Annotated in this window: 11 protein-coding genes; 7 read left to right on the top strand and 4 right to left on the bottom strand. The window is 63.0% G+C overall.

Annotated features, from left to right (window positions below):
• Positions 1 to 550, top strand: a 550-nt coding sequence (locus tag ACX80L_RS16690) for a transporter associated domain-containing protein (protein WP_459291149.1), incomplete at its 5' end; no start/stop codon positions are given.
• Entirely contained in the window at positions 543 to 1,583 is a 1,041-nt protein-coding gene (locus tag ACX80L_RS16685; protein WP_459291147.1) for a hemolysin family protein, read from the top strand. The genes ACX80L_RS16690 and ACX80L_RS16685, both read left to right, overlap by 8 nt.
• Before the next feature lie 566 nt (positions 1,584 to 2,149).
• Here ACX80L_RS16685 and ACX80L_RS16680 read toward each other — a convergent pair.
• Positions 2,150 to 2,770: an ANTAR domain-containing protein gene (locus ACX80L_RS16680; protein ID WP_459291145.1), complete on the bottom strand. Its 621-nt coding sequence runs from the start codon at positions 2,768 to 2,770 to the stop codon at positions 2,150 to 2,152.
• Positions 2,771 to 3,204: 434 nt separating this feature from the next.
• Between ACX80L_RS16680 and ACX80L_RS16675 the strand changes: the two genes are divergently transcribed.
• Complete coding sequence (locus ACX80L_RS16675; protein ID WP_459291143.1) at positions 3,205 to 4,011, top strand: GAF and ANTAR domain-containing protein; 807 nt, start codon at positions 3,205 to 3,207, stop codon at positions 4,009 to 4,011.
• Between the two features lie 133 nt (positions 4,012 to 4,144).
• On the opposite strand, the gene ACX80L_RS16670 is transcribed toward ACX80L_RS16675, so the two are convergent.
• Together ACX80L_RS16670 and ACX80L_RS16665 are read right to left on the bottom strand one after the other, a co-directional pair.
• Entirely contained in the window at positions 4,145 to 4,399 is a 255-nt protein-coding gene (locus tag ACX80L_RS16670; protein WP_459291141.1) for a hypothetical protein, read from the bottom strand.
• Positions 4,400 to 4,935: 536 nt separating this feature from the next.
• Positions 4,936 to 5,601: a TetR/AcrR family transcriptional regulator C-terminal domain-containing protein gene (locus ACX80L_RS16665; protein ID WP_459291139.1), complete on the bottom strand. Its 666-nt coding sequence runs from the start codon at positions 5,599 to 5,601 to the stop codon at positions 4,936 to 4,938.
• Positions 5,602 to 5,905: 304 nt separating this feature from the next.
• Between ACX80L_RS16665 and ACX80L_RS16660 the strand changes: the two genes are divergently transcribed.
• From ACX80L_RS16660 to ACX80L_RS16645, 4 genes are all read left to right on the top strand, one after another.
• A complete protein-coding gene (locus tag ACX80L_RS16660) occupies positions 5,906 to 6,238 on the top strand; it encodes a hypothetical protein (RefSeq protein WP_459291137.1) in 333 nt (110 codons plus the stop codon).
• A gap of 205 nt (positions 6,239 to 6,443) precedes the next feature.
• Positions 6,444 to 7,565 (top strand): fatty acid desaturase family protein, encoded by a 1,122-nt coding sequence (locus ACX80L_RS16655; RefSeq protein WP_459291135.1) that lies wholly within the window; start codon positions 6,444 to 6,446, stop codon positions 7,563 to 7,565.
• 150 nt (positions 7,566 to 7,715) lie between these two features.
• Positions 7,716 to 9,443 (top strand): alpha/beta fold hydrolase, encoded by a 1,728-nt coding sequence (locus ACX80L_RS16650; protein ID WP_459291133.1) that lies wholly within the window; start codon positions 7,716 to 7,718, stop codon positions 9,441 to 9,443.
• An 82-nt stretch (positions 9,444 to 9,525) separates the two neighbouring features.
• Positions 9,526 to 10,455, top strand: coding sequence for a diacylglycerol/lipid kinase family protein (locus ACX80L_RS16645; protein ID WP_459291131.1), 930 nt, complete (start codon positions 9,526 to 9,528; stop codon positions 10,453 to 10,455).
• A gap of 76 nt (positions 10,456 to 10,531) precedes the next feature.
• Here the strand turns inward: ACX80L_RS16645 and ACX80L_RS16640 are convergent, their stop codons facing one another.
• A complete protein-coding gene (locus ACX80L_RS16640; RefSeq protein ID WP_459291129.1) occupies positions 10,532 to 11,194 on the bottom strand; it encodes a GAF and ANTAR domain-containing protein in 663 nt (220 codons plus the stop codon).
• Positions 11,195 to 11,739: the final 545 nt, after the last annotated feature.

Here is an 11,739-nt window from a genome sequence, read left to right as displayed (position 1 = left end):
GCGGAACATCACCACGGCCGAGAAGCTGATGGTCGAACCCCTACGGGTACCCGAATCCATGAGCGTCGACACACTCCTGGGCCTGCTGCGCGGACAGGGCCTGCAGGTCGCGATCGTCACTGATGAGCACGGCGGCACCGCGGGTATCGTGACTCTCGAGGACCTCATCGAGGAAATCGTTGGTGAGCTCGAGGACGAACACGACCGCACCCGGGTCGGTGTCATCCGAACGGGCAAGTCCATCACCTTCGATGCGTCACTTCGCCCTGACGAGTTGAAGGAGCGCACCGGTATTGAGGTGCCCGAGGGTGAGGACTACGACACCCTGGCCGGGTACATGACCGACGAACTCGACCGCATCCCGGAACTTGGGGATGAAGTGGCCCTCAGCGATGGGGTCCTGCGCGTCGAGCGGGTTCTCGGATCCCACGTCGAACGGATCCGTTTCACTCCGACGGACCCCTCCGATTACCCACAGAACCCTGACAGTCCGCAGACCCGCCATGATCGGACGATCGATGAGCTGACGAAGGACCTGACCCATGAGTGAGTACCTGCCCGGACTGATCTGGCTGGTCGTGCTCCTGGCGGTCAATGCGTTCTTCGTCGGCGCGGAGTTCGCCGTCATTTCCGCCCGTCGCTCCCAGATCGAGCCGCGCGCCGAGGAGGGTAGCAAGGCCGCGAAGACCACGCTCTGGGCGATGGAACACGCCACGCTCATGCTGGCGACCAGCCAGCTCGGCATCACCGTCTGCTCCCTGGTCATCCTGAACGTGTCCGAGCCGGCGATCCATCATCTGCTCGAATATCCGCTGGCCTTGACGCCGATCCCGCCCGAAGCCATCGGTGTGATCGCTTTCATCATCGCCCTGCTGCTCGTCACCTTCCTGCACGTGGTCCTGGGTGAGATGGTCCCCAAGAACATCTCGTTCTCTGTCCCGACCCGGGCCGCGCTGATTCTTGCGCCGCCCCTCGTGTTCGTCTCGAAGGTGGTTCGACCGGTCATCTGGGCGCTGAACGGCATCGCCAACGGCATCCTGCGGCTGTTCAAAGTCGAACCGAAGAACGAGGCGACCAGCGCCTACACCTTCGACGAGGTAGCGACCATCGTGGAGCAATCCACCAGGGAGGGGATGCTCGCGGACGGCAGCGGCACCCTGACCAACGCGTTCGAGTTCACCTCGAAGACCGTCGCTGACGTCGAAGTCCCTATCGGCGACATTGTGCACCTGCCTGAGACGGCCAGTCCGGCAGATATCCAGCGCACCGTCGGAGAGCACGGGTACTCCCGGTACATCCTTACCCGTGACGGGGAACCGGCCGGATATTTGCATCTCAAGGACGTCACCGATCTCGCTTCCCCGGAAGCCTTCACTGCGCCGGTGCCGGCCAAGCGGGTTCGCAGGCTTGCGTCCGCGTACCGCAGCAGCGACCTCGAAGACGCCCTGGCAACCATGCGCCGGACCGGCGCTCACATCGCCCGGGTCTTCGACGCCGAGGGCAACACCACCGGAATGCTCTTCCTCGAGGACATCCTCGAAGAGCTCGTCGGCGAGGTTCAGGACGCGACTAGCGCCGCCTAGAAGCAGGACTGCCGGCGAGCTGCACCAGATCGTTGAGCTCGACGGCAGTCCAGTCGGAATCAGGAAGGGAGTGTGCCGCGCTCGGGCGCACTCCCACCTCGCCGAGGAGCGCGTCTCGAAAATCTTTATGTTTCTGAGACATGTGAGAACCGGTTGTAGAAGTCATGAGAGGAAGACTTTTGGTGGGTATGCGGACGGGTGCTACAAAGTGTTGCGCGTGGAGGAGCGCGGTGAGGGTGTTTCGGGGATTTCCTTGTGTAGAGGGGGCTCGTAGGGCCTGGGAGGTCACTGGGATTGCGTTGGGGTGGTAGGTGAGAGTTCCGTCAGGTGCCGGCTGCTTGATCCCGGACGGAATACCCCACATCCGCGCTAGCGCTTCCATGTAGTCAACGGTCCGAGCGCGGACGTGTCCGGGATCGTCGTGTTGCTTGCCTCCAGTGTGCACCTCCAACCCGACACAGCGGTGGTCGTAGGGTCTGGTTCCCATCAAGACTTCGGTGTGCACAGCATCAAGCCGGGACCCGAAGCAACAAATGGAGCAAAGGGGCGGGCTCAGGTGGGGCGGGTTAGAGAGCTCGGAACAGGTCGACCAGGGCGTGGGTGCGGGGTTGGTGCTGGTCCTGTCGGGTGAGTTGATGGGCGCGGTCGATGATGTCCTGGGAGATGACGACGACTTTGCGGTTCGTGCGTTGGCTGTACTGGCTGATGGTCTCGAAAGCTTCGGTGGCGTTCAGGCCGGTGCGGCCCATGAGGATGCCTTTGGCCTGCTCGATCACGGCCCGGCTCAGCGCTGATGCGGCGACGGCCTCGTTGGCGAGCTGGTGCCGGTCGACGTGAATGGACTCGGTGAGGTCCACCACCAGGCCCCACACTCCGACGGGTTCGCCGTCCTGGATGATGGTGTCGGCGTGAACGAGGACCTTGTGGACGCGCCCTTTGAGGTCCCGGATCGAGGTGTAGATCGATGCTGCCCCTTTGTTCGCGGACACGTGGTCCCAGAACTGACCGGCGGCGTCCCGGTCGGCCGGCTCGATGTGAGCCAGGCCCAGGTCCAGGCTGGGCACGACCTCGCCACGTTCGTAGCCATGGACGTGGAACATCTGATCGGACCAGTGGAAGGTGTTGTCGGCGAAGTAGTGTTCGACGGTCCCTGTGGGGCAGTCGACGAAGTACTCGACGCTGGACACAACATCGGTCAGAGGAAGTAACGAGTCAGGGGAGTGAGTCACGATAGGCCGTTCGACGTACTCAAGTCGGGCTAGCGTCTTAACCCGGACCTAAAAGAGCACAATACCAAGCACTGACAACCCAGGCTGGACCGCTCAAGGCCCCTCTACCCGGCCCAGATCCCACCCAATCGCCCCCTGACTGGTTTAGGACTGGTCCCCGACACGTCTCTGACTGATCTTCAACTGGTGCCTCGACTGCGTGATCGGTAGTGGTCTGTAAGGGCTGGTGGGGTGAGGGAAGGGCCCTTGTTCTGCAGTGCTCGTAGGGGCGGGCGTAGAATAGTGCTTGTCGTTTATGGGAAAGGCGCTGCAGATTCGCTTGATGTGGCGTCCCGGGTTCTTCCAGGCGTTACTGCTCCACGAACGTCGATCTCCTGATGAGGAGAACCCGCATGAACGACCTTTCACCCTCCACGCTGTCGCCCAGGAACTTGTTGGATGCGCCGCATGCCACGGTGCAGGTCGACGATCCTGTTCCCGGGTCGCCCGCCTATACGGCGATTTTTCTGCAGGACCTGGTCCTTGACGGTGAAGACGTCGAGGTCCTGCTGACCGAACTGGCGCGGGCAGCCGCGCACCACCTGACGGGGCCAGACCAGGACGTGTTCTGCGGTGTGACGTTGCTGCGTCCCAAACACACCGAGACGGTTGCGAGCAGCAGTCCTGCCGCCAGGGAACTCGATGAGATCCAGTACACGTATAAGGACGGGCCGTGCCTGCGAGCGGCACGGACCCATGAGCTAGTTCATGTGCGAGACACCCGTATCGATGATCGTTGGCCGGAGTTCTTCTCGGCGATCGCCCATCACGGAATGTCGTCGATCCTTGGGGTACCGATTCCGCTCGACGGTGAAGCGGACTGCGCACTGAACCTGTACTCGAGCACTGTCGATGCTTTCACCCCGCAGGCCGTCGCGGCTGCTGAAGTGTTCGCCGCTGAAACCTCACGGTCCCTGCGCCTGGCCGTGAGAATAGCCCAGCTGACCGATAGGGCGGAGAACCTCAACGCAGCCCTGGAATCGAGGACCACCATCGACCTCGCGGCCGGCATCATCATGGGACAGAACAAGTGCAGCCAGAGCGCGGCGATCAACATCATGAAGACCGCCGCCAGCCACCGACAAGTCAAACTCAACCGGCTCGCCCACGAACTCGTCACCACTATCGGCAACGAACCTCCAGCCACCCACTTCGACTGACCAGAAGTCCAACCAGCACTCAAGCCACAGCGCCAGGGGCAGGCTCGTTCGCGGCTGATGCTCGGCGAGATATCCGATGGTCGGGCTACTGCCAAAGGCGGAGCACAGCAGCCAACGAACCCTTCTGACGCGGCTATTCGCGGCGGCGGAAGAACCAGGTGCCCGCTGAGATGTCCGTCCGCATCTCATCGACCGCGAGGGCTAGCATCGTGCGGTCCACTCCCGGCAGAGGCATCAGGCCGTGGAGGTACGCGTCCAGGTCTATCTGATCGAGGCTCCCGGAGAGGCTGAAGTAATACAACCACAACTCCTCCACGCTGATCCCGGCGTCCTGGATCATCAGGGCGATCGGCACTTCGTTCTCGCCGTCAAAGGCGGCCTGGCTCACAGCGCTCTCCCAACACCAGCTTTACAGTGCATTTGTATTCGCGAACAACCATAGACACACGTGAACGCGGAGCGCACGCCCTAAAAAACGGACATCGAACCTTGCACCGGGCGTCGCGTTCGCCGCACCTGCGAGAAGCGGAAGGGGAATGGTCCCCCCTCGTGGAAGACGCGCCGACCCCCAACAGGCGGTCATTGACTCCCTGATACAAGTAGCGTGCGCACGCGCTGTACCCCCGCTCCAACGTTTCACCACTATCGAAGAAGTCGCTTCATGGTTGGCGCCCTCCTACGCGCAGCAGCACCCGCGTGAGTCATAAGTAGCAGGGCAGTCCTACGAGGACCCGTCTTGGGAAGCTTTAGCTTTCTGAGACTGCAGTAGGGCTCTTCAATATAGCTCTAACCTCCACGTCAATGCCGAGGGGGCAGCAGAAGCCAGGAAGCTCTTCCGTTCAGGTGGCTGACGTTGGAACGAGGGTCGATAACAACAAATCAGCCGAACCTGCGTCACTGTGAAAGAGGCTGGCTCACTCGCTGTTAGGACTCGTTCTGCTGGTCGTATCGTGATTCTGCTGTGTGCAGTTGAGATTGAAGGCCTTGAAGGACGATGGTCATGCCCTGGTCAAGTTCTGCCTTCCCGTCGTAAGCCAGCAGCAGTGCTGCCAAATCGCGCAGGTGTGGGAAGTCCTTTTCGGGAAGCCGGTGGAGGCCCATGCGTAGTCCGGCTTCGTCCTCGTCAGGGTTCACCACGAGTTCTTCGAGTTCGTTGAGAAGGTGTCCGAGGAGGAATCCGTAATAGGTGCGATAGGCATGGAGTGCTCCGGCGGAATCGAAGCCTGCTTCCCGCAGGATGGTGAGGATCCGCTCGATGGGTCGTAGCGCCCCGAGGGGCCTGAGTCCAAGGGGCGTCGATAAGGGGCGCGTGACCAGGAGGGGGACGATGTTGCGGTGCTGCAGGGTGAGGTCTCGGAAGTTATGGGCGGCCTGCCGAAGCTGCTCCTGCCACGCGCCCTTGGTCCCATCCGTGGCCGGGATCGTCCATTGGTCCAGTAGCAATTCGGTCAGTCCGTCCAGGAGGGCTTCCCGGTTGGCCGCGTACCGGTAGAGCGCCATGGCATCCCTGTCGAGCCGGGCGCCCAGACGCCGCATTGACAGGGCATCGAGCCCGTTCTCATCGACAAGGTCCAAGGCTGCTGCCAGCACTACGTTGCGGCTGAGGGATCCGCGGGCATGACCTGGACGCGACGCGTCGTCCAAGGACCCAGCGGCTCCATTGACGGTTGGGGAGGACGGAGAATCGTTCCGGTTGTTCGCGATCCTGAACACCACTTCCTGGTCTGGTGCTTGTAAGCACGCTTGCTATTCATTGCTCTACACCGTAGAGTCTACAGCGTAGAGCAGCCGTGGAGCAGACCGCGGACCCTTTCAGCTCACATCCCATGAAGCAGCCCGATCCGGGCCTTCATCGCCGACTCTTGGCGCCCTTACCTTTTTCAGGAGAACCCCTTTGGCTAATAACACCGCACACACCAACACCCATAATGACCACGGCGATGTCCGAGGCGAGAACGAGCACGGCCACAGCGCCGGTAACCGGGTCGAGACCCGCCGTTCGACCGAAACGAAGGCCTCGACGAAGACCACCGAGTTCTTCGCCTACATCGCGATGGTCATCGCGACCGTCGTCACCGCGCTGGTCGTCGGCGACGGCGACGGCGAGGACGGCATCGACATGTTCAACGCCCACCAGGGCATGGAGCTGATCACGTTCCTCACCATCGGCTACATGGTGGCCCGCGGCCTGGCGAAGTCCGGCAGCCGCGAGTACTACAACGTCTGACGACACCCGTGAGCCCCGTACCTGAGCTCCTTGCTTTCGGTACGGGGATCACCTGTATCCAGCAGATACGGCCCCGCCGCCGGAGGCGGAGATCAGCGCCAACCGGCCCATCGGTTGCTCGCCGATGAGTCTCCCGCTGATAGTCCCGATCAGTACTCCCACCGGTGTTCCCACAAACGCAGTTTTATGAACGTCAAGGATCTTTATGAGTGACCTCGCTACTTCTGCCGCCCCTGTTGCTGGGAACGTGCCGTCGCCGGCCCCGCGTACCGTCCGTATCTCGAAGCCGAACGACGTCGTCGCCTCCTACTCGGTCCTGCTGAAGCAGGTGCGCAAGGAGGGCCTGTTGACCCGCCGACGCCGTTTCTACGTCTCCGTGTTCGCGCTGCTGGCCCTGGCCATGGGAGCGGCCTGGACGGGCTTCGCCCTGCTCGGGGACACGTGGTTCCAGCTCCTCATCGCGGCGGTCCTCGGCGTGGTCCTGACTCAGGTTGCGTTCCTCGCCCACGAGGCCTCCCACCGCCAGATCTTCAAGACCCGCGGGGCCAACGACTGGTCCGGCCGCATCCTCGCCGCCGGCGTCGTCGGAATCAGCTACGCCTGGTGGATGGACAAACACACACGCCACCACAACGACCCCAACACCAAGGGTAAGGACCCGGACATCGAGGTGGACACCATCTCCTTCCTCGAGGAGGACGCCGCCAAGGCCCGTGGCATCCAGGCCTGGATCACACGCCGCCAGGGCTACCTCTTCTTCCCGCTGCTCACCATGGAGGGCATCAACCTCCACGCCCGCTCCATCAGCACCCTCTTCGCCCGCCGCACCATCAAGGGCCGCTGGGTCGAGCTCGCACTCCTCGGCGCCCGCTTCGGCGCCTACCTGGGCATCCTGTTCTGGTTCCTGCCCGTCGGCATGGCCTTCGCATTCCTCGGCGTCCAGCTCGCCGTGTTCGGCATCTACATGGGGGCCAGCTTCGCCCCCAACCACAAGGGCATGCCCGTGGTACCCAAGGACAGCACGCTCGACTTCTTCCAGAAGCAGGTCCTCACCTCACGCAACATCCGCGGCGGCTCCTTCGTCAACAACGCCTTCGGCGGCCTCAACTTCCAGATCGAGCACCACCTCTTCCCCGACATGCCGCGCCCGCACCTGCGCCGGGCCGCCGTCATCGTCAGGGAGCACTGTGAACGACTCAAGGTCCCCTACACCGAAGTGGGTGTCGCCGCCTCCTACGGCGCCGTCATCTCCTACCTCAACCGTGTAGGACTCGCCGCACGCGACCCCTTCGACTGCCCCATGATCAACCGCTACCGCCGACCCTGATACCCGGGCCGCTACCCGGCGCGGGCAACGGGACGCGATATACAGGATCCCGCGAGTTGGACCCAAAAACTCCTAGACCACGAGAAACCCTTGATGCCAACGCAAACCGCCGACACTGCTGACACTGCCGCAACCGTCGCGAGCACGAGAATGATCGAGATCGAGGACGTGCGCGGGCGTTTTTCCTGCCGGATGCACCTGTCCCGCCGACTGCCGAGACACGGACAAGCCCGGCCCCTCTTTGTGATGGTGCATGGAATCGGGATGTCCCACCGCTACTACGATAAGTTGCAGCGCAGTCTCATCGAGCACGGCGACACCCTCGTCCTGGACCTGCCGGGCTTCGGCGGCACGCCGAAACCAGAGCGCCGGATGAGTGTGGATGACTACGCGGCTGTGATCGCCCGCACCCTGGACGAAGAGGATGCCAGTAGGTGCGTGGTGATTGGGCATTCCATGGGCGCGCAGTTCGTCACCGAACTGGCCATCAGCAGGCCCGACCTCGTGTCCCGGCTCGTGCTGATCGGGCCTGTCACCGACGTCGAGCACCGCTCACCCGTGAAGCACACGCTCATGCTCGCCGCTGACACCCTGCTCGAACGGCCCGTCACGAACCTGATGGTCGGCACCGCTTATGCCGAATGCGGGATCCGGTGGTACCTGCGGGAACTACCCGTCATGCTCGGCTATCGCCTCGATGAGCGGCTGCCCCTCGTCGACTGCCCTGTCCTGGTCACGCGCGGCACCCGCGACATCATCTCGGGCCACGACTGGTGCGAGAAACTTAGCTGCAACGCCCGTAACGGGAACCTCGTGGAAGTACCGGGACAGCCTCACGCCGCCCACCGCGGAGGCGCCGCCGCGGTCGCCGCCGCAGTGCTCGATGCAGCAGTTCTCGCCACAGTGGTGAAGCAGGTAGGGGAGCAGATGGAGGAGCCGCCTGCTGACCAGCCCGATGAGCCAGCGGAGGGGCGGGCAGGTGACCGGCCGCTGCAGGGCGAGCTGCGCCAGGAGAAGCACATGCATGCTTCTTCCCCCCGTTTTTCCAGGTCCTACGCCTCCGGGGTCCGATGCCTTCCCGGGGTGCTTGAACTGAGGAGTATCGCGGTGGGAGACCGTCAGTGCCGGGCCTACTTCATCAGCCATGGCACAGGTCCTGGCCGCGAAGGCCGCACTGACCGCGTCGACCCTCAGGATGGAACCGTCGCGCCGGTGTTCGTATTCATTCACGGGATCGGCATGTCCCACCGGTACTTCCGCCGCCTCGGCGCTGTCCTGGCTGCTTACGGTGACGTGCACCTGATCGACCTGCCGGGGTACGGCTGGACGAGGCGACCAAAGCACGCATCGAGCAACGAGGCCACGGCCGACCTGATCGGGAGGCTCCTCGACGAAGCCGGTGCGTCGTCCTGCGTCGTCGTCGGTCACTCCATGGGAGTGCAGAGCGCAACGGAACTGGCCATCGAACGCCCCGATCTGGTGTCGCACCTCGTCCTCATCGGCGCCGCCGTCGACGTCGATCACCGCACCGTCGGCCAGCAGGCCGTGAGGCTGAGCGTCAACTCGATCCTCGAGAAGCCGTTGCTGAGCATAGTGCAGTCCTTCGACGTCCTGCGGTGCGGGCCGCGCTGGTACCTGGCCCAACTGAAACTGGCGATGAGCTACCCGATTGAGGACCGGTTGCCACTGGCCGAACAGCCCGTGCTGGTCCTGCGTGGTTCACGCGACGTCGTCGCCGGCGCCGCATGGTCCGACCGGCTCGCCCGCACCGCACAACGCGGAGAAGCAGGCACCATCGACGGCGCACCCCACGCAGCACACCACAGCGCCGCCGGAACAGTAGCAGCCGCCATCACCAGCTTCCTGGTTCGCCGATAACCCGCTATGAAAGCCGACCTGCCAACGCGGTCAGCAACAACACCGGCCGCAAGAACGAAACCCTCCCACCGAAAGAACAGACATGGACAAGACATCAACGGAACGGCCTCGCAAGTTCGACACGATCACCATCATCTTCAACCCCAACAGCACCGGCGATGCCCCGGCACTGGCCCGGGAACTTTACGACGAGCTCACACCCCGGCTCCCGGGAACCGATGTCCGGCTAACCCCTACGGAACATGCAGGGCACGCTGTCGATCTCGCCCGGGAAGCGGCATCGGCAGGTAACGCCCTGGTCATCTCGGTCAGTGGAGACGGTGGATACAACGAGGTCGTCAACGGCGTGATGGCCAGCGGCCGGGACGATGCCGTATCGGCGGTCCTGGCGGCCGGGAACGCCAATGACCACAGCCGTGTCACCGGACGGAAACCCCTGGCAGAGGCGATCATCGAAGGCAACGTCCGGCGCATCGATCTGCTTCGGCTCAGCATCCGCTACGGCGGAATCCCGTCCAGCTCCCGGCCGAACCCTGAGCCGATCTATGCTCATTCCTACATCGGGTTCGGTCTGACGCCCATCATGGCGATCGACCTCGAGAAGGGCAGCAAAGGCGCGATCAAGGAAATGTTCTCCGTGGTACGCACCTTCCGCAAGTTCAAGCCGTTCCAGATCCGCCAGAGCGACGGGAAACGCCGGACGTTCGACAGCCTGGTCTTCGCGAACATCTCGCAGATGGCGAAGTACGCCACCCTGAGCGAGGCCAGCGACCACCCCGCTGACGGGAAATTCGAGGTCGTCACCTTCCCCCACATGGCCAAGTGGCGAATCCTCCTCACCGCTCTGCGAGCCTCGACCAAGGGCCTTGGTGACCAGCCGAGCTACACGCAGTACCAGTTCTCAGCCCTGAAACCCATGCCCTACCAGATCGACGGCGAGGTCAAGGACATTGACGCCAACACCACCGTCACCATCGACAGCGTCCACCGGGCCCTGGCCATCCTTGGCTGACGCCCGCCTAACTAACGCCCACCCGGCCATCTGGCAGAAGACGGCCCCGCATGGTGAACGGTCTGCCGGTGCGGGTTTAGTTTCCGCCGAGCAGCTCTCCGCTGCTGACGAGGTGATCAGCAACATTCCAGAGTTTGGTGTTGCTTCGCTGGCTGGCCATTGAAAGCACGATGAAGGCCTGTGGTCCCGTGATTCTGTGGCGCTCGATGAGGATTCCCTTGGCCTGACCGATGATGTCCCGGGTATCGACCGCGACGTTCAGCTGCCGTGACTTTTCGGCTTCGGCGAACGCCACGGCAGCGTGAGAAGCGACCAGCAGCCCGATATCTTCTGATGCGTCGGTGAAAGCATTGGCCTTGTAGGAATACAAATTCAACGCGCCCAGATCATCGCCCTCGACATACAGCTGAAGGGAAAGCATCCCCCTGGCCCCGGCTTCAAAGGCACGCTGGGCGAAGCGCGGCCAACGCTCCTCTGTTTGCATATCCGCGACCCGCACCGTCCGGTGGTCATACGCGGCCTCCAGGCAGGGGCCTTCCCCGGTTTCCATCTGCAACGCATCAATGCGTTCAGGCAGGCCACCGGAAGCAGCCCGAGAACCAATGTTCGTGCGCCCGATCACGACACTGACGGACCCTTCATCCACCCCAGGGATCAGCTCCAACGCCGCATGAACCATCCCACCGAGAACCGCATCCGCGTCGGACGCATGCTGGAGCGAGCGAGCTAACTCAGCCAACTCAGCGGCAAGGTCACCACCCCGGGCTCCGCTCCCGTAATGGGACGAGGGCTCACCCCTGCCAAGGTCGGACTCTTCCGTCATCGCCTACCCCGCCCTGCTGTCCTGCACACACTGAATTCGATTGCAGACTGTTGGTCCATAACGACAGTCTTGCAGGACCGGTCACCATCAGACCACCGCGCCAGGCCGATCGGATACCGGATTTGGGCGCCAGCCGACCAGCAGCCAGCCGGCATCCAACCAAGAACGCCGCTGCCGCTCAGTGCATCCCCTGACCCCTGCACCACCCGTTGTCGAACAACCGACACGTACACCCTCCCTAGAGGGGCTACATCTGAAACGATCGTTTGACCCGATAGTCAGCATACTGTCGAATTGTGGCAGGGGTTCATGATGTCAAGCAGTCGGCATGGTGGATGTCGACAAGGGGTGCAGGTCGGCCGTAGCCGCCCTGCACCCCTCCCCTCTCCCAGAGCCTCGTCATACACCGGGCAACGTGTAGGGCTCAGCACACCACTACATAGGCTCAGCACACCACTACA

This window comes from Arthrobacter sp. MDT1-48-3 (assembly GCF_054511015.1).
Note: the sequence above shows the minus strand (reverse complement) of the source record. Positions and strands in the feature narration are given on the sequence as shown.

Excerpts from the sequence above, each read along its gene's own strand:
- ACX80L_RS16685 (WP_459291147.1), top strand. The coding sequence starts at position 543 with ATGAGTGAGTACCTGCCCGGACTGATCTGGCTGGTCGTGCTCCTGGCG.
- ACX80L_RS16675 (WP_459291143.1), top strand. The coding sequence starts at position 3,205 with ATGAACGACCTTTCACCCTCCACGCTGTCGCCCAGGAACTTGTTGGAT.
- ACX80L_RS16655 (WP_459291135.1), top strand. The coding sequence starts at position 6,444 with ATGAGTGACCTCGCTACTTCTGCCGCCCCTGTTGCTGGGAACGTGCCG.
- ACX80L_RS16650 (WP_459291133.1), top strand. The coding sequence starts at position 7,716 with ATGATCGAGATCGAGGACGTGCGCGGGCGTTTTTCCTGCCGGATGCAC.
- ACX80L_RS16645 (WP_459291131.1), top strand. The coding sequence starts at position 9,526 with ATGGACAAGACATCAACGGAACGGCCTCGCAAGTTCGACACGATCACC.